This window comes from Microbispora sp. NPDC004025, assembly GCF_053604425.1.
Genome location: NZ_JBSGHN010000021.1, coordinates 86,336 through 104,393, shown reverse-complemented (window position 1 = coordinate 104,393; position 18,058 = coordinate 86,336). Strand labels below are relative to the sequence as shown.

The following is an 18,058-nucleotide window of genomic DNA, read 5'->3' as shown; positions in this document are numbered from 1 at the left end:
ATGACCTCCGAGCAGGGTCCTCCCGGTGTGCGGGTCCGCGGGCTGACCGTGGTCTACCGCACCCCGGCGGGAGAGCTCCCGGCGGTGTCCGGCGTCGACCTCGATCTGGCGCCCGGCACGATCACCGGCGTGGTCGGCGAGTCGGGTTCGGGCAAGTCCACGCTCGCGCTGTCGCTGCTCAACGCCGTCCAGCCGCCCGGCAGGATCGCGGCGGGCAGCGTCGAGATCGACGGTCTCGGTGACGTCGTGGCACTCGGCGGCGAGGCACTGCGGCAGGCCCGGGGCCGGCACGTCGGGTACGTCTTCCAGGCGGCACAGAACTCCCTCAATCCACTGAAGACGGTCGGCAAGCAGGTACTCGACCTGGGGCGCTCGCACGGCGTCGAGGACATGCGCGGCCTGCTGGCCGACGCCCGGGGCCTGCTCGGCCGGATGGGCCTCGACGGCGCCCGGGTGCTCGACTCCTACCAGCACGAGTTGTCCGGCGGCATGCGCCAGCGGGTCGGCATCATGCTGGCCCTGGTGCTGAACGCCCGCCTCGTCGTGCTGGACGAGCCCACGACCGCGCTCGACATGATCACCCAGGCGACGATCCTGCGGATCGTCCGCGAGGTCCACGCCGAGCGCGGGCTCACCACGCTCGTCATCACCCACGACCTCGGGGTGGTCGCCGAGGTCGCCGACCGGCTCGCCGTCATGTACGGCGGACGCGTGGTCGAGCACGGCCCGACCCGCGAGGTGCTCGCCGGGCCACGCCACCCGTACACGCGGGGGCTGCTCGGGGCCATCCCGCGCCTGGTCGGCGACATCGGCGAGGCGCGGGCCCTGCCGGGCCGCCCGCCGACGCTGGCGGACGTCCCGGCCGGCGGGTGCGTGTTCCGCGACCGCTGCCCACTGCGCATGGACGTGTGCGAGACCGGCAGCCCGCCCGTCGTGACGTGGGGCTCCCAGTCGGCGGCCTGCCATGCCGTACGGGACGACGAGGGGGACAGGCGGGCCGTGGCCGCCGCGACGGGGGAGGACCAGGCATGATCGGCGGGACCGGCATCACGAAGACGTTCCGGCAGCGCGGCGGTGTGCTCGGCGCGCGGGAGGTCCCGGCGCTGCGCGGCGTGGACTTCGCGATCCCGAAGGGCGGGGCCGTCTCGTTCATCGGCGAGTCGGGCTGCGGCAAGACCACGCTCGGCCGGATCATCGCCGGGCTGGAGACCTGCGACGCGGGCGAGATCGTCATCGACGGCGTGGCGATGTCGTCGCTGAGCCACCGGCGGCGGCAGCCGTACTTCCGCCGGGTCCAGCTCGTCCACCAGGACCCGTACTCCGCGCTGAACCCGACGCGCACCATCCACCAGGCGCTGGCCGCGCCGCTCGCGCTGCGGGCACGGCAGACGGGCCGGCCGCGTGCGTGGGCGGACGAGCGGGCCGCGGAACTGCTCGGCCTGGTCGGGCTCGACCCCGGCTACGTGCTGCCGCGCTATCCCCACCAGCTGTCGGGCGGCATGCGCCAGCGCGTGGTGATCGCCCGCGCGCTGACCGTCGATCCCGAGGTCCTCGTCGCCGACGAGGCCGTCTCGATGATCGACGTGTCGCTGCGCCTGGGCATCCTCGCGCTGCTCAAGGACCTGCGCGAACGGCTCGGGGTGAGCGTGCTGTTCATCACCCACGACGTGGCGACCGCCCGCTACATCGGCACCGACGGCGAGCTGTACGTCATCTACCGCGGCCAGGTGGTCGAACGCGGCCCGGTCGAGACCGTCATCTCGGCGCCGGTGCATCCCTACACCCAGGCGCTGCTGTCGGCCATCCCGGTGCTGCACGGCCTGGAGTCGCCGGGCGAGCAGCGGGTCGTGCCGGTGGAGGCGCCGGGAGACCATCCGGGCGACCATATGGGGGGCTGCCTGTTCGCGCCGCGCTGCCCGTTCCGTACGGAGCGGTGTGAGCGGGAGCGGCCCGTGCTCGGCCACGACGGCGGTACGCCGCAGCGGCACGCCTGCTTCCATCCCGAACGCCGCAGTGTGGTGGCCGTGCCGGCGAGCCGCCGGTGAGCACGGGCGGCACGGGGGAGACGGATTCCAACGACGGGGACGAGATGACTGACCCACTGGCGGGCCTGTCCACCGAGCAGCTATCCACCGCGCAGCTCTCCACCGAGCAGCGCGAGTTGTTCACAGAGCAGCGCGAGTTGTTCACAGAGCAGGGCGACTTGTTCACCGAGCAGAGCGACCCGCGGTACCGCGAGATCGACCGGCTCCCGACCGAGGAGATCGCCCGGCTGATGAACGCGGCCGACGCCACGGTGCCCGGCGCGGTGGCCAGGGCCATCCCCGCCGTCTCGGCCGCCGTCGACGCCATCGTCGCCCGGATGGGCGGGGGCGGACGCCTCTTCTACGTGGGCGCGGGGACCTCCGGCAGGCTCGGGGTCCTCGACGCGTCGGAGTGCCCGCCGACCTTCGGCACCGACCCCGAGCTCGTGCAGGGCGTCATCGCGGGCGGCGAGGCCGCGCTGACCCGGTCGATCGAGGGAGCCGAGGACGACCATGACGGTGGGGCGGCGGCCGTCGCCGACCGCGGCCTGGGCCCGCTCGACTCGCTCGTGGGGATCTCCGCCAGCGGCCGGGCGCCGTTCGTGCTCGGCGCGCTGGGCGAGGCGGCCCGCCGAGGGGCGCTGACCGTGAGCCTGTCGTGTAATCCGGGGTCGCCGCTGTCGGAGCGGGCCGAGCATCCGATCGAGGTGGTCGTCGGCCCCGAGGTGGTGGCCGGCTCGACCCGGCTCAAGGCGGGGACCGCCCAGAAGCTCGTGCTCAACATGATCTCCACGATCGCGATGATCCGGCTCGGCCGGACGTACGGGAACACCATGATCGAGGTCTCGGCGGTGAACGCGAAGCTCGCGCGCCGGGCGACGCGGATCGTCGGCGACCTCACCGGCGCCGGGCCCGCCGCCGCGCGGGCGGCGCTGGAGGCGGCGGACTGGAGCATCAAGGCGGCGGTGCTGATGATCGAGCACGACCTCGGACCGGACGACGCCCGTGCGCTGCTGCGGGCCAACGGTGACCGGCTGGAGGCCGCCCGCCACGCCGGCGGCGCCGCCTGACGAGCTCCGGCGCCTGACGAGCTCCGGCCTTTTCTCCAGGAGGGCCGGGTGCTTCGCGGTCTGGCCGAGGGCGGGCCGGACGGCCGCTCGCGGAGTGGTCAGGCGCTGCGGACGCGGCGGTGGGCGTCGCCGAGGTAGTCGGCGAGCGCGTCGCGGGTCGCGCGCAAGGCGGCGTCGGAGGTGTCGAACGTGCGCTGCGCGACGCCGACGAACAGGCAGTCGACGATGAGGAGCTGGCTGATCCGGCTGGCCAGCGCGCCCGGCCGGAACGCCGTCTCGCGCCCCGCGGAGACCAGGACGTGGCCGGCGATCCCGGCCAGCGACGAGCGCGGGTTGTTGGTGATGGCCACGACCGTAGCGCCGGCCTTACGGGCGACCCGTGCCGGGCCGAGCACGTCGGGTGTCTCGCCGGTGCAGCTCACGCCGACGGCGACGTCCCCCTCGCGCAGCAGCGCGGCGCTGGTGAGCGCGAGATGCGCGTCGGTGAAGTGGTGGCCGGGCAGCCCGATCCGCATGAGCTTCTGCGCCATGTCGGCCGCGACGAGGCCGGAGGCGCCCACGCCGTACACGTCCACGCGCCGGGCGCCGGCCACGGCGTCCACCACCGCGCCGAGTCCTTCGGGGTTGAGCTGGGCCGCCGTGTCGGCGAGCGCCTGCGACTCGGCCCGGGTGACTTTGGCGATGACGTCGGTCAGGGGGTCGTCCGGGGCGAGGTCGCCCGGCACGAGCCGTTCGGGGGTGTCCCTGGCCACGGCCGCGGCCAGCGCGAATCGCAGTTGCGAGTAGCCGGCGAAGCCCAGCGCCCGTGCCGTCCGCACGATCGTCGCCTCGCTGATCCCCGAGACCGCGCTGATCTCCGTGATCGTGCTGCGGGCCACCATGGCGGGGTCGTCGAGGATGAGACGCGCGATGGTCCGGGCGGCGGGGGTGAGCGAGGGCAGCACCGCACGCACCGTCGCGATCGGGTTGACCGGTGCGGCGCCCTCGTTCTCGTTCATCACCTGCAGCCTCTCCTGTGGCGCGATCAGCTTAGATCCACCCGCCCGCCGACGCGGGACAAGAAGACCAGAAGTCCACATGTCGAGACATGAGCGACGTGACCTGCACGCCCGGTGCGTCTCCCGTGAGGACCTCCTGGGGCAGATTACACGTCTATGACACTTTCTTTTATCGGCATTGATCTGAAAGTAAGTTTCTGCCAGTGTCGTGATCGCCGCATCCCCCCGGCCTTCGGAGGTCCGATTGAGCTCCCCCTCCCGGCGTTCCGTGCTGCGCGGCCTGGCCCTCGCCGCCGCGGCGGCGAGCGTCCCGCTGCCCGCCCTCGCCGCATTCCCCGCTGCCGCCTCGCCCGCCGGATACGTCCCGCCGCTGCGTCAGATGCGCGGCATGTGGATCGCCTCGGTCGTCAACATCAACTGGCCGTCCAAGCCCGGGCTGACGCCCGAGCAGCAGCAGGCCGAGCTCACGGCCTGGCTCGACCTGGCCGTGGCGCGCCGGCTCAACTCGGTGTTCGTGCAGATCAGGCCGACCGCCGACGCCTTCTGGCCGTCGCCGTACGAGCCGTGGTCGCAGTATCTGACCGGGGTGCAGGGGCAGGACCCGGGCTACGACCCGCTGGGCTTCGCCGTCGAGGCGGCCCACAGGCGGGGGCTCGCGTTCCACGCCTGGTTCAACCCGTACCGCGTGTCGATGCAGGCGGACCCGGCCGCGCTGCATCCCGACCACCCCGGTCGCCGCCATCCCGAATGGATCGTCCCGTACGGCGGCAAGCTCTACTACAATCCCGGCATCCCCGAGGTCCGCGCGTTCGTGCAGGACGCGATGATGGACGCCGTCACCCGGTACGACATCGACGGCGTGCACTTCGACGACTACTTCTACCCGGTCAACACCACGGCGTTCGACGACAGCGCGGCCTACGCGGCGTACGGCGCGGGCTTCCCCGACCTGGCGGCGTGGCGGCGCGACAACGTCGACCTGCTCGTCCGGGAGATGCAGCGGCGTGTGCGGCGGGCCAAGCCCGAGGTGATCTGGGGCATCGGCCCTTCGGGTATCTGGCGCAACAAGGCCACCGATCCCCTCGGCTCCGACACCAGCGGCGGCCAGTCGTACGACAACCTGCACGCCGACACCCGCGGCTGGGTGAAGAAGGGCTGGCTCGACTACGTCGCGCCGCAGCTCTACTGGTACATCGGCCAGTCGAACGCCGACTACGCCAAGCTCGTCCCCTGGTGGTCGGACGTGGCCGCGGGCACCGGGGTGCAGCTGTGGATCGGCCAGGCGGCGTACAAGGCGGGGACGGCGGGGCAGCCCGCCGAGTGGTTCCAGCCGGACGAGCTCGCCCGGCACCTCACGCTCAACCGGGAACATCCGGAGGTCGGCGGAGACATCTGGTACAACGCGGCCGACGTTCGCGACGACCGGCTCGGCTCGATCAGCGCGGTCGTGAGCGGGCACTACACGCGGCCCGCGCTCGCGCCGCTGCTGCCGAGGCTCGCGGGCGGCACGCCGCCGCGCCGTCCCGTGCTCGCCTCGGCCCGGCGCGTGAGCGGGGGCGTCGAGCTGCACGTCGAGGCGGCGGGACCGCACGCCCCGTTCCAGTTCGCCGTCTTCCGGTTCGACCGGCCCGCCCGCCGGCAGGACTTCGCCGACGCGACGCACCTGGTCGCGGTCGTCCCCGAGGGCAGGCACGTCCGCTGGGTGGACCCCGACGGCGCGCCCGGCCACCGCTACCACGTCACGGCGGTGGACCGGGCATCCCGGCAGAGCGAGCCGAGCCGCGAACGCAGCGTGCACTGAACGGGGGAGCAGGGTGCCCTGAGCGAGGGAGCAGGGTGCACTGAGCGGAGGGTGCCGGGCCCATGGGCCGGGGTGCCCCTGGCAGGGACGTGCCGGTGTCACGGCTTGCGCGACAGGCGGTGCACGGCTGCCAGGCGGTATACGAGCTGTCAGGCGGTGTACGAGCTGTCAGGCGGTGCGGGCGTCGTACGTCGCGCGGTGGGCGAGCACGTCGTCCATGTGCGCCTGGGCCCAGGTCTTGAGGCCGCGCATCGTCTGGTGCAGCGAGAGACCGAGGTCGGTCAGCTCGTAGGTGACCGTGACGGGTACGGTCGGCGTCGCGGTGCGGGTGATCAGGCCGTCACGTTCCAGGGAGCGCAGCGTCTGAGTGAGCATCTTCTGGCTGACGCCGGCGAGCAGCCGGGACAGTTCCGAGTAGCGCATCGGCTGGGGCTCACCGTCGGAGCCGCCGCCCAGCGCGGCCAGGATCAGGGTGACCCACTTGTTGGAGATCCGGTCGAGCAGCTGACGGCTTGGACACGCTGCCAGGAACGCGTCATATTCCATCTTGGCCTGTTCCCTCTTCTGGGCCGCCGTCATCGTCGCCATCGACCGCTCCTCCAACGCGGGGGTGCCTTACGCACTCCGAGGTGCGTACTTCCCGTCAGGATGTTACCTCTCCAAAATGCAGCAAGGGGGCCCTAAGGCACCACCATTCAGCTCACGATGAAAGACAGAGGCATGAGCACGCTCTCCACTTCGCTTCCCGGCGGCATCTGGACTCTGGGCGACCTGACCGTCACCCGGTTCGGCTACGGGGCCATGCAGCTCGCCGGCCCCGGAGTCATGGGCCCGCCCGCGGACCACGACGGCGCACTGGCCGTCCTGCGCGAGGCCGTCGATCTCGGCATCACCCACATCGACACCGCCGACGCCTACGGACCGCGTGTCACCAACCAGCTGATCCGCGAAGCGCTGCACCCCTACTCCGACTCGCTGCACATCGTCACCAAGGTCGGCGCGACCCGCGACGAGCAGGGAGGCTGGCCCCCGGCCCGCCGGCCCGAAGACCTGCGCCGAGCCGTCCACGAGAACCTGGAGAACCTGGGCCTCGAGGTGCTGGACGTGGTCAACCTCCGGCTCGGCGACGCCCAGGGCCCCCAGCCCGGGTCGCTCGCCGAGGCGTTCGAGACGCTCGTCGACCTCCGGCGGCAGGGCCTGATCCGCCACCTCGGCGTGAGCAACGCGACGGCGGAGCAGGTCGCCGAGGCACGCTCGATCGCGCCGATCGTGTGCGTGCAGAACATGTACAACCTGGCCCACCGTCAGGACGACGAGCTGATCGACGAGCTCGCCGAGCAGGGCATCGCCTACGTGCCCTTCTTCCCGCTCGGCGGTTTCAGCCCGCTGCAGTCCTCGGCGCTGTCGGCCGTGGCCGCCAGGCTGGACGCTACGCCGATGTCCGTCGCCCTGGCCTGGTTGCTGCGGCGGTCGCCGAACATCCTGCTGATCCCCGGCACCTCGTCGGTGGCGCACCTGCGCGAGAACGTCGCGGGCGCGGGGCTCTCGCTCTCCGACGAGGACCTCGCCGAGCTGGACAAGATCGGCCGCTGAGAGCCCGCCTCGGCCCGCACGGGGGCGGTGCGGGCCGGGGTGTAGGGCTCAGTGGGCGGGGGTGAACTCGGCGAGGCAGGCGTTGAGCGCCTTCCACGCCTGCCACGCCCGCGTCGCCGCGATGGACAGACCGCGCCGCAGGCCCTCGCGGACGTGCGTCTCGACCGGGAGGTTGCCGCCGGCCGGAGCGGCCGGGTGGGGCTTGTGATTCATGCGGAGATCACCCGCGAGGCGCTGGTGCCGTGGAGGAGGGAGAGCGCCCTTATATTGCGACAATGAGCATTGAATCGGGCAGCTTGGCGGATCGGTTGAGGTGGGCCCGGGAGCGCGCGTTCGTCGGCCGTTCGCGGGAGATCGAGCTTTTCCGTCGCGCTCTGGCGGGGCTGGAGGATGCTCCGGCGGTCTTGTTCGTCCAGGGGCCGGGTGGGGTGGGCAAGTCGACGCTGCTGCGGCGTTTCGCGGATGAGGGCCGGGATGCGGGCAGGCCGGTCGTGGAGGTGAACGGCCGGCTCATCGATCCTTCTCCGGCGGGTTTCGAGGCCGAGGTGGCGGGGGCGCCGACGGACGCCGTGTTGCTGATCGACGCGTTCGAGCACTGCCAGGGGTTGGAGGCGTGGCTGTATGACCGGTTCCTTCCCTCGTTGTCGCAGCGGACCTTGGTGGTGCTGGCGGGGCGGGAGGGGCCGAGCCTGGCGTGGACGTCGCATCTGGGGTGGAGTGAGGCTCTGGCGGTGGTTCCGCTGGGTGATCTCGACCAGCCGGAGGCCGAGCGGCTGCTGGAGTTGCGGGGGGTTGCGGAGGGGGTGCGGGGGCAGGTGCTCGGGTTCGCCGGCGGCCATCCGCTGGCGCTGAGCCTGGCCGCGAGTGTCGCGGCGGGCGGGGACGGCGTGAGCTGGGCTCCGACTCCGGACGTGCTGACCGGGCTGTTGTCGCAGCTGGTGGGGGAGGTGCCCAGCGGGGTTCACCGGCTGGCGTTGGAGGTCGCCGCTCATGCGATGACCACTACCGAGGGACTGCTGCGCGCGGTGGTCGGCGGGGAGCGGGGCGCCGAGATGTTCACCTGGTTGCGTCGGCTTCCGATCGCCGACTGGGGCAGGCAGGGCATGTTCCTGCACGATCTGGTCAGCGACGCGATCGACGCCGATCTGCGCTGGCGTGATCCGCAGGGGTATGAGGAGATGCACCGGCGGGTTGGGCACCACCTGCTGGAGCAGGCCCGGACCGCGCCGCCGGCGGCGGCGCTCGTGGCGATCCGCGAGCTCAGCTATCTCAAGAGGTACGGGCCGATGGGGTCGTACTTCCAGATGCGGCGGGAGGGTGACTTCCACGAGGACACCCTGAACGATGGAGACCACGACGCGGTGCGGCGACTCATCATGGAGGCCGAAGGGCGGCAGTCCGCGGCGATCGTCGACTTCTGGCTGGAGCGCCAGCCGGAGGCGTTCTGGATCTACCGGGACGCGGTGACGGGCGAGCCGGTCGCGTTCATGACGTGGCTGCGCCTGGCGGAGCAGCGCGCGGAGGAGACGGCCGCGGATCCGGTGCTGGCCCAAGCCTGGGAGCATGTGGCGCGCACGAGCCCGCTGCGGCCGGGCGAGCACGTCATGCTGGCCCGTTTCCTGGTCTATCCGCCGGCCTACTACGAGATCTCGCCGGTCCTGCATCTGATGCAGCTGCGTATATGCGCCGATTGGATCCGTTCGTCCGGGCTGGCCTGGTCGTTCATCATCAGCCCTTACCCGCGGTTGTGGGAGAAGCTGATGGTGCACCTGGGCCACGTGCCGGCCACCGAACTGACCTGGCCCAACGGGCACACCTACACGTTGTTCGCCTGCGACTGGCGCACCACGCCGCTGTCGATCTGGTTCGACCGGACCCAGCCGGGCGGCCTCACCGGCGAGACGCCCTCTCCCGCCGCCGACCCCGCCGCCTCCCTGCTGACGCGCGCCGCGTTCGACACCGCCGTCCGTGACGCGCTGCGCGACTGGCACCGCGAGGACGCCTTGGCGGCCAACCCGCTGTGCCAGGCACGAATGATCACGGTCCAGCCTGGCCACGCCGCCGAGCACGCCGTGCCCATGCTCCGGGAACTGCTTACCGACGCCGTCGACGCCCTGAGCGCCGACCCGCGTGAGGCCAAGCTCCACCGGGTCCTGGCCACGACCTATTTCCACCGGGTGCCCAACCAGATGATCGCGGCCGAACGGCTGAACCTGCCCTACAGCACCTATCGCCGCCATCTGCAGCGCGGGCTGGAACGCGTGTGCGAGGTGCTGTGGAAGCGCGAGACCGCCGAACGCTCCCCGTACCAGAGAGCGGGGTGAGCGCCGGTTGAGCAACGGGTGAGCACCCGCCGGTCTCGCAGGTGAGCGATGGTCCGGACGACAGTGGCTTCCGACAGACGAACGTCTCTGAAGGAGGTCGGATGTCGCACCCAGACGTGATCGTGATCGGGGCGGGCCCGGTCGGTCTGGCCACGGGGATGGCCCTGGCCGGCCAGGGCATGAACGTCACCGTGCTGGAACGTGACGCTGAGGGCCCCTCCGGCCGGGACGCCGCCGGGTGGGCGTGGCGGGAGTGGCGCAGGCCTGGGGTCAACCAGTTCCGCCAGCCGCACATCCTGTTGCCCGCCGGCGCCGCCGTGCTGCGCTCGGTCCTGCCGGGTGTGCTCACGGAGTTGCGGGAGCTCGGCGCGCTGCCGCTCAACATCCTCGCGGGTGCATGGGGGCTGCCCGCGATCGGCGGTCGGCGCCCGGGGGATGAGCGTTATGACACCCTCACCGCCCGCCGGCCGGTCCTGGAGGCGGCGTTCGCCGCGGCCGCAGCGAAGACGCCCGGTCTTACGATCCACCGCGCCACCGCCGTGAGCGGCCTGCTGGCCGGCGCCGAGCAGATCCCGGGGCGTCCGCACGTCGTCGGCGTCACCACGCAGCACGGACAGGAGATCCGCGCGCCGCTGGTGGTGGACGCGGGCGGCAGGAACTCGCCGGTGAGCGCGCTGCTGGCGCGGCTGGGCGGGCCGCCGCCGGCCAGCGAGCGGAGCGAGGCCGCGTTCGTCTACTACGCGCGGTCCTTCGCCGCCTCCGGTGGCGCCCCACCCGCCCAGGCCGCCTGGCCGCTCACCCACCACGACGGGGTGTCGGCCATCGTGCTGCAGGGCGACGGCGGCACCTGGTCGCTGGGTCTGATCGTCTCCAGCCGGGACCGTGAGCTGCGGGCCCTGCACGACGTGGAGGCCTGGCAGCGGGCCGTGGCGCTGTTCCCGGCGCTGGCCGAGCGCGTGCACGCCGAACCGATCACCGGGATCCAGACGATGTCGGGCCTGAACACCCGGAGCCAGCGGACGGTCGTCGACGGCGCGCCCGTGGTCACCGGGCTGCTGAGCGTGGGTGACGCGCGGGCGGCCACCGATCCCCAGTTCGGGCTGGACCTGTCGGTCGGGCTGGCGCACGCGGTCGCGCTGGCCGACGTGGCCGGTCATGACGGCCCGCACGACGCGGTCAAGCTGGCGTTGCGGTTCGACGAGGCCACCGAGCAGACCGTCATGCCGATATACCGGCGGCTGCGCCGCTGGGACGCCCACCGGCTGGCGGAGATCGACGCGCTGCTGGCGGGCCGCCGGTATGAGACCGACGATCCCGGCTGGCATCTGGGCAACACCCTGGACGCTCTTAAGCTGTCGAACCCCGACGTGCTGCGCGCGATGGCCGACGTCGCCTGCGGGCTGGACGCCCCCGAGACCGCGTTCAGCGCACCCGCGGTGCAAGCCGTCGCGGCCGCGGACGCAGGAAGCCCACCCCGGCCGGGCCCTTCGCGCGCCGACGTGCTGAAGGCGGTCCAGGGCGGCGCACGATGAAGGCCGGAGGGGCACGAATCCGCCAGGACGACGGCGAGGCCGGCGCAAGCCGCCGCCCCGAGGCCGGGGCGGCGGCCGGGCGGCCACCTTGACACCGGCCAGTGTGAGTGGTTTATTACTCACATGATGAATCGAGCGCGACAGCTGTCCACTGCTGAGGAGCGACGGGAGACGGTGCTCGCCACCGCCATCGGCGCCTTCGCGGCCCGCGGCTACTGGGGCACGACCACGACGGAGGTGGCCAAGGCTGCGGGAATCTCCCAGGCCTATGTCTACCGACTGTTCCCGAGTAAGGAGTCCCTGTTCGTGGCGGTCGTCGAGCACTGCTTCGTGAAGGTGCGCGGCGCGCTGGAGCAGGCTGTGGCCACCCATGGCGGCGGTTCGGCCGAAACGGTCCTGCACGCGATGGGCGACGCCTACGCACGCCTGATCAGCGACAACGACCTGATGCTGATCCAGCTGCACGCCCAGGCGGCGGCGGTGTCCGAGCCGGCCGTGCGCGAGGCGGTCCGGCGGGGGTACGCCCGGCTGGTGGAGTACGTGCGGGGCGCCTCCGGCGGCGGCGAGGCCCAGGTCCAGGACTTCTTCGCTCGGGGCATGCTGTGCCACCTGCTGGTGTCCACGGGTGCCGACGAGGTGGAGGCGCCTTGGACGCGGACCCTCTCGGCGGGCATCACGCACTACTGAGCCCCTCCCGGGCGATCCGCCCGGGCGGCGTCGGCGGGGCTCGTGCCCCGCCTTCTTTCCCCTACAAAATTGAGTGGTCAACCACACACAATTGGAGTCGGAGATGCGTAAGACAGCCACGGGCACAGCGCTCGCGGCCCTGGCAGCGGCACAGTTCCTCGTCGTGCTCGGCAACTCGATCGTCAATGTGGCGCTCCCGCAGATCCGGGAGGGCGCCGGGCTGACCGACGGCGGCACGACGTGGGTCGTCAACGCCTATGGGCTGGTGTTCGGGGCGCTGCTGCTGGCCGGCGGCCGGGCCGCTGACCTGCTGGGGCACCGCCGTGTGCTGCTGGGCGGTCTGGCGGTGTTCGGTGGCGCGTCGGCGGTGGCGGGGGTGACGTCGTCGGCGGGCCTGCTGATCGCCGCGCGAGCGGTGCAGGGTGTGGGCGCGGCGGCCGTCGCCCCGGCGGCGCTGGCCGTGGTCATGGGCCTGTTCCCGCCGGGCCCCGGGCGCGGCAGGGCGCTGGGGGTGTGGGGCGCGGTCTCGGGCGCGGGAGGCGCGGCCGGAGTCCTGCTGGGCGGGCTCCTGGCCCAGGCGTGGGGCTGGCGGGCGCTGTTCGTCGCCGTCGCCGCGGGGGCCTTCGCCGTGCTGGCCGCCGTCGCGGTCTCGGCTCCCCGGTCCGCCGAACGCGGTGGCGGGCGTTTCGACCTGCTCGGCACCGCCATGATCACCCTGTCCCTGACGGGTCTGGTGTGGGGGTTGGCCACCGCCCGTGAACAGGGCTGGACCGATGCGCGTGTCCTGGGCGCGCTCGCCGGCGCCCTCGTCTTCGGCACGTTGTTCGTCCTCGCCGAGCGCCGCCACGCCGATCCGCTGGTCCCGCCGCGGCTGTTCCAGGGCGGCCGGGTGGCCGCGGCCAACACGCTGATGGCCCTGTTCGGTTCGGTGTGGATCGCGCTGTTCTTCTTCCTGCCGCTCTACCAGCAGGAGGTCCTGGGAGAAGGGCCGCTACTCACCGGACTCGGGCAGCTCCCTCTCGCTGGCGCGATCATGCTCGGCTCCGCCCTGTCGCCCCGGATCACCGCCCGGATCGGCGCGTCCCGAGCGCTGCTCGCCGCCCTGGTCGTCGAAGCCGCCGGACTGCTGTGGCTGTCGCGGATCAGCGCCGACGGCTCCTACCTCGCCGACGTACTCGGCCCGAGCGTCCTCGTCGGGTTCGGTCTCAGCGTCGCATTCATCCAGCTCACCGCCCTGTCCATGGACGGCGTCGCCAAGGCTGACGCCGGCACGGCGGGCGGCCTGATCAACACCACCCGGCAGGTCGGCGGGGCCGCGGGCCTGGCCGTCCTGGCGACCCTGGCCGGATCGCTCACCGCCGGTTCCTCCCAGCCTCACCTCCAAGCCCTTACCGACGGCTACCGCGCGGCGTTCGCCGCCTCGGCCGCCGTCCTGCTCGCCACGGCCGTCCTGGCCGCCTACCTGACTCGTCCGACCGAAGGGAACCCCGCAATGCGCACCATCGACGAGACCGCCCCGGTGATCGTCCGCCTGTCCACCACCATCGACGCCCCGATCGAGCGGGTGTGGGCGCTGCACACCGGCATCGACGCCTGGCCGAGCTGGAACGGCGACATCGACACCGCCACGCTCAGCGGGCCGGTGGAGCCCGGCAGTTCCTTCGAATGGACCACCCACGGCCTGGACATCACCTCCACCGTCTTCGAGGTCGTCCCCGGCGAGCGGATCGTGTGGGGCGGCCCGGCCAGCGGCATCGACGGTGTGCACGTGTGGACGTTCACCGCCGACGGCGACCGCGTCACCGTGCGCACCGAGGAGTCGTGGGCCGGGGCGCCCGTCGAGGCCGCCGCCGAGCAACTCGGCCAGGCCCTGCACGCCTCGCTCCAATCCTGGCTCGCGGCCCTGAAGACCCGCGCCGAGCAGCCCGCCTGATGACGACCCCCTTCACCGCAGGACACCCGAACCACATCAAGGAAGAGGAATTCGCCATGACCACCAAGCCCTACCTGATCGGCCACTACACCCCCGCCGTCGACGAGATCACCGCGACCGGCCTGACCGTCGAGGGCCACCTGCCGCCCGAGCTGAACGGCCGGCTGATTCGCAACAGCCACAACCCCAAGCCGGGCGTCACCCCGACGCACTGGTTCAAGGGCAGCGGCATGGTCCACGGGATCCGGCTGCAGGACGGCCGGGCCGAGTGGTACCGCAACCGCTGGGTCCGCACCCCCGCCCTGGACGGCGCCCCCTACATGACCGAGCACGGCCCGGACATGACCGCCAGCCCCGCCGGCACCCACGTCATCGAGCACGCCGGACGCCTGCTCGCCCTGTGCGAGGCGAACTTCCCGTTCGAGCTGGACGCCGAGCTGGAGACCGTCGGCGCCTACGACTTCGACGGCACGCTGCGCAGCGCGATGACCGCCCACCCCAAGACCGACCCCGTCACCGGCGAGCTGCACTTCTTCGGCTCCTCACCGTTCCCGCCCTACCTCCTCTACTACGTCGCCGACGCTAAGGGCCAGATCGTCCACAGTGCCGAGATCCCCGGCGCAACCGCCTCCCTCAAGCACGACTTCGCGATCACCCGCCACCACGTGGTCTTCGTCGAAGGCTCGGTCACCTTCGACCCGACCGAGCACTCCGGCATCCCCTACGGCTGGAGCGACGCCCAGCCCTCCCGCATCGGCGTCATGCCCCGAACCGACGACGGCGCCGCCAGGATTCGCTGGTTCGACATCGAGCCCGGCAACATGCTGCACGCCGCCAACGCCTACGAGGACGCCCAGGGCCGGATCGTTCTGGAAGGCCCAACCGTCGACCGCCAGGGCTTCCAGCTGTCCTGGAACTGGTGGGTCGGCGCGCCCGGCCGCGGCACCGAACCCAACACCCGCTCCTACACCCGCCGCTGGGTCGTCGACCTCGCCCAGGGCAGCGTCGACGAGCAGACCATCGACGACCTGGCCGTGGAGTTCCCCACTCTCAACGAGGACTACCTCGGGACCGAGAACCGCTACACCTACGCCGTCTCCTTCCCCGACCAGGACGGCTTCGGCGGCTACGGCGTCGTCAAGTACGACCGCGCGACCGGCGCCCGCCGCGTCCACCAGGCCGGTGACGCCCGCCTGCCCAGCGAGGCCGTCTTCGTCCCCGCCGAAGGCGCCGCGAACGAGGACGACGGCTACCTCCTCACCGTCGTCTCCGACCTCAAGCAGGACGCCTCCCAGCTCCTGGTCCTGGACGCCGCCGGCCTCGACCGGATCGCCACCGTCCACCTGCCCCGTCGCGTCACCGGCGGCATCCACGGCTCCTGGATCCCCGACACCGACCAGTAGTCGATCCTGCGGGGCGGCCCCTCGCCGGGCCGCCCCCTTCGCGAGAAAGGAACCCTCTGATGTCCCTCGACGGACTCCTCCTGGCCGCGCATATCGTCGCCGCCCTCACCATCCTCGCCAGCCTCATCACCGACTGGATCGGCGTCGCGGCCCTGCGGGCAGCCACCACCACCGGCCACGCCCGCGAAGGCCTCAAGGCCCTGAACGCCTCGGCCGCATTCGGCGTCTGGGGCAGGCTCGGCTCCCTGGTCGCAGGGCTCGCACTCGCTATCACCGCCTGGTCGTGGGAAGGCTGGATCATCGCCGGGCTTCTCGGCTGGGTCGTGCTCGTGCTGCTCGGCGAACCGCTGACCGGCAAGGACCTGCGCGCCATGGTGAAGGACGCCCGCGAAGCCGGGCCCGAACTGCCGACCTCCCTGGCAGGGCGCATCCACGACCCGCGCCTGTGGACCTCCGTTCTCACCCGGACCGGCGTCATCACCGGGATCTTGTACTGCATGGTCGGCAAGCCGAACCTCCTCACCGGCCTGGCCGCGCTCACCGTCGGCTACCTGGCCGGCCTCGCCGCCGCCAAGCTCACCCCCCGCCGTGCCCCCATCCCGACCGGAGCCCGCTGATGCTCATCGCCCTGCGCGTCACCGCGATCGTCCACGCCCTGGCCTTCGCCCTCCAGCCGATCCTCGCCGGGATGTTCCTGTCCGGCCGCGATGAGGCCGTCGGCAACCACGGAGACAACGCCGCCATCGTGTCCACCGTCGCGCTCCTGCTGACCGTCATGGCCGCCATCGCCAGACGCAAGCGCCTCGTCGGGCCGCGCCTCCTGCCCCTCACGGCCGCGGTCTTCGCCCTGGAGATCGTCCAGCTCACCGCCGGCATGGACCACCGCATGTGGCTGCACGTCCCGCTGGGCGTCGCCCTGTTCGCCGTCGTCGTCGCCTCCCTGCCTCTCCTGTTCGCCGCCCCGCCCGCCGAGGAGGACCCCGCGTGACCCGCCCCACCCGTCGCGATCTGTTCAAGCTCGCCGGTCTCGCCCTGGCCCCCGCCGCCCTCACCGCCTGCGGAGGCGACGGCGGAACGGTCGGACCCGGCACCCTCACCAGCGCCGCCCGGCTCCCAAAGCCCTACACCCTGCCTCTGCCGATCCCCGTGTCCGCCAAGCCGCTCCGCTCCGGACCCGACCGCGACCACCACGACATGACCCTCAAGGAGTCCACCGCCGAGATCCTTCCCGGCTACTCCACCCGGATCTGGGGCTACGACGGGACATTCCCCGGCACCTACCTGGAAGCCCGCTCCGGCACCCCGGTGATCGTCCGCCAGACCAACCTGCTCCCCGTCCCCGTCGCCACCCACCTGCACGGCGGCATCACCCCGCCCTCACACGACGGGTTCCCCACCGACCTGCTCTACCCCCGAGACCTCGCCCACATGGCCACCGGTCATGCGCGGCACGGCGCGCACGGCGGCCACGCCGCGATGCACGACCCGCATGCCCACGTCAGCACCCACCAGCGCACCTACGCCTTCCCCATGCGTCAGCGCGCCGCCACCCTCTGGTACCACGATCACCGGATGGACTTCACCGGCGCCCAGGTCTGGAAAGGCCTGGCCGGCCTGTGCGTCATCCGAGACGACGAAGACGACGCGCTCCCGCTGCCGCGCGGGGACCGCGAGATCCCCCTGCTCATCTGCGACCGGGCCTTCGACGCCGACGGTCAGCTCGCCTACCCCGCCACCGACCCGACCCTGCTCGAAGTCCCCGGCATGGCCGAATCCATCATGGGCGGCGCGCAAGGCGACGTCATCCTCGTCAACGGAGCCCCCTGGCCCTACCTGGAAGTCGACTCCGCCCGCTACCGGCTCCGCCTCGTCAACGCCTCCAACGCCCGCCGCTACGAACTTCGCCTCGACGGACCGGCCGACAGCCGGTTCACCCAGATCGGCGGGGACGGAGGCCTCCTGGCAGAGCCTGTCCGTCACGCCACCCTCCGCATCTCACCGGCCGAACGCTTCGACGTCGTCGTCGACTTCTCCCGCTACCCCGCCGGCTCCACCGTCACCCTCGTCAACCTCGCCGGCACCGGCGGCGCCGGCCAGGTCATGCGCTTCCACATCACCCGCCGAGTCACCGACGACTCGGCGATCCCCGACCGGCTCTCCGACATCCCCGCGCTCACCCCTGACGGCGCACACCGGCAACTCGTCTTCTCCCGCAACGGCTCCCAGTGGCAGATCAACGGCAAACCGTTCAATCCCGCCGTCCCATACCTGCGCCCCGCCTTCGGCGTCACCGAACACTGGACCGTCCTCAGCGTCGAACGTCATCCCTTCCACCTGCACGGCGCGTTCTTCCAGGTCCTCGGCCGCGGCTCCTCCGGCCCCGGCCCCTACGACGCAGGCTGGAAGGACACCGTCGAACTGGCCCCGGGCACCGAAGTCCACCTCGCCGTCCGCTTCGACGCCTACCGGGGCCGCTACCTCGCCCACTGCCACAACCTCGAACACGAGGACATGGCCATGATGGCCACCCTCCAGGTCGGCTGACACCCGCGTACGGCGAGACCGCGCCGCCGTACGCCATGACCGTGAAGCAACCCTTGCCGGACCCGGATGCCCTGGTCTATCGCGGAAATAATGATCTTCGCCGTTCGCTACGGGGACTTCTTCCTTAGGATGCGCTCCCCCTGAATACG

General features: G+C 72.1%; 16 protein-coding genes. 13 read left to right on the top strand and 3 right to left on the bottom strand.

Going from position 1 to position 18,058, the window contains the following annotated elements; translation table 11 throughout:
* From ACWEQG_RS35920 to murQ, 3 genes are read left to right on the top strand one after another with little or no spacing between them, the layout of a single operon-like run.
* Positions 1–1,032 carry an ABC transporter ATP-binding protein gene (locus ACWEQG_RS35920; protein ID WP_452291736.1) on the top strand — a complete coding sequence of 344 codons (1,032 nt, stop codon included), beginning with the start codon at positions 1–3 and terminating at the stop codon, positions 1,030–1,032.
* Positions 1,029–2,045, top strand: a complete 1,017-nt coding sequence (locus ACWEQG_RS35915; RefSeq protein ID WP_452291735.1) for an ABC transporter ATP-binding protein — start codon at positions 1,029–1,031, stop codon at positions 2,043–2,045. The genes ACWEQG_RS35920 and ACWEQG_RS35915 overlap by 4 nt, the downstream gene beginning before the upstream one ends.
* A 44-nt stretch (positions 2,046–2,089) precedes the next feature.
* The gene (gene murQ / locus ACWEQG_RS35910) at positions 2,090–3,094 is read left to right on the top strand and encodes an N-acetylmuramic acid 6-phosphate etherase (protein WP_452291733.1); all 1,005 of its coding nucleotides are present in this window, start codon (positions 2,090–2,092) and stop codon (positions 3,092–3,094) included.
* 98 nt (positions 3,095–3,192) lie between these two features.
* On the opposite strand, the gene ACWEQG_RS35905 is transcribed toward murQ, so the two are convergent.
* Positions 3,193–4,092 carry a MurR/RpiR family transcriptional regulator gene (locus ACWEQG_RS35905; RefSeq protein ID WP_363469243.1) on the bottom strand — a complete coding sequence of 300 codons (900 nt, stop codon included), beginning with the start codon at positions 4,090–4,092 and terminating at the stop codon, positions 3,193–3,195.
* A gap of 244 nt (positions 4,093–4,336) precedes the next feature.
* Here ACWEQG_RS35905 and ACWEQG_RS35900 point away from each other — a divergent pair, with 244 nt between their 5' ends.
* Positions 4,337–5,893, top strand: a complete 1,557-nt coding sequence (locus ACWEQG_RS35900; protein WP_452291731.1) for a glycoside hydrolase family 10 protein — start codon at positions 4,337–4,339, stop codon at positions 5,891–5,893.
* 168 nt (positions 5,894–6,061) lie between these two features.
* Here the strand turns inward: ACWEQG_RS35900 and ACWEQG_RS35895 are convergent, their stop codons facing one another.
* Positions 6,062–6,481 (bottom strand): winged helix-turn-helix transcriptional regulator, encoded by a 420-nt coding sequence (locus ACWEQG_RS35895; protein ID WP_363469247.1) that lies wholly within the window; start codon positions 6,479–6,481, stop codon positions 6,062–6,064.
* 132 nt (positions 6,482–6,613) lie between these two features.
* On the opposite strand from ACWEQG_RS35895, the gene ACWEQG_RS35890 reads away from it, so the two are divergent.
* Complete coding sequence (locus ACWEQG_RS35890) at positions 6,614–7,486, top strand: aldo/keto reductase family oxidoreductase (protein WP_452291730.1); 873 nt, start codon at positions 6,614–6,616, stop codon at positions 7,484–7,486.
* A 48-nt stretch (positions 7,487–7,534) separates the two neighbouring features.
* Here ACWEQG_RS35890 and ACWEQG_RS35885 read toward each other — a convergent pair whose 3' ends face one another.
* Positions 7,535–7,699, bottom strand: a complete 165-nt coding sequence (locus tag ACWEQG_RS35885; protein ID WP_452291728.1) for a hypothetical protein — start codon at positions 7,697–7,699, stop codon at positions 7,535–7,537.
* 62 nt (positions 7,700–7,761) lie between these two features.
* Here ACWEQG_RS35885 and ACWEQG_RS35880 point away from each other — a divergent pair, with 62 nt between their 5' ends.
* The 8 genes from ACWEQG_RS35880 (at position 7,762) to ACWEQG_RS35845 (ending at position 17,909) form a co-directional block, all read left to right on the top strand.
* Complete coding sequence (locus ACWEQG_RS35880; RefSeq protein WP_452291726.1) at positions 7,762–9,810, top strand: AAA family ATPase; 2,049 nt, start codon at positions 7,762–7,764, stop codon at positions 9,808–9,810.
* A gap of 101 nt (positions 9,811–9,911) precedes the next feature.
* Positions 9,912–11,342 carry an FAD-dependent monooxygenase gene (locus tag ACWEQG_RS35875; RefSeq protein WP_452291724.1) on the top strand — a complete coding sequence of 477 codons (1,431 nt, stop codon included), beginning with the start codon at positions 9,912–9,914 and terminating at the stop codon, positions 11,340–11,342.
* A 174-nt stretch (positions 11,343–11,516) separates the two neighbouring features.
* Positions 11,517–12,029: a TetR/AcrR family transcriptional regulator gene (locus ACWEQG_RS35870; protein WP_452291722.1), complete on the top strand. Its 513-nt coding sequence runs from the start codon at positions 11,517–11,519 to the stop codon at positions 12,027–12,029.
* A 103-nt stretch (positions 12,030–12,132) separates the two neighbouring features.
* Positions 12,133–13,962, top strand: coding sequence for an MFS transporter (locus tag ACWEQG_RS35865; protein ID WP_452291720.1), 1,830 nt, complete (start codon positions 12,133–12,135; stop codon positions 13,960–13,962).
* 56 nt (positions 13,963–14,018) lie between these two features.
* The gene (locus ACWEQG_RS35860; protein ID WP_452291718.1) at positions 14,019–15,365 is read left to right on the top strand and encodes a carotenoid oxygenase family protein; all 1,347 of its coding nucleotides are present in this window, start codon (positions 14,019–14,021) and stop codon (positions 15,363–15,365) included.
* Positions 15,366–15,424: 59 nt separating this feature from the next.
* Entirely contained in the window at positions 15,425–15,982 is a 558-nt protein-coding gene (locus ACWEQG_RS35855; protein WP_452291716.1) for a hypothetical protein, read from the top strand.
* Complete coding sequence (locus tag ACWEQG_RS35850; RefSeq protein ID WP_452291714.1) at positions 15,982–16,353, top strand: hypothetical protein; 372 nt, start codon at positions 15,982–15,984, stop codon at positions 16,351–16,353. Before ACWEQG_RS35855 ends, ACWEQG_RS35850 begins: the two co-directional genes overlap by 1 nt.
* Positions 16,350–17,909, top strand: coding sequence for a multicopper oxidase family protein (locus ACWEQG_RS35845; protein WP_452291712.1), 1,560 nt, complete (start codon positions 16,350–16,352; stop codon positions 17,907–17,909). Before ACWEQG_RS35850 ends, ACWEQG_RS35845 begins: the two co-directional genes overlap by 4 nt.
* Positions 17,910–18,058 lie beyond the last annotated feature (149 nt).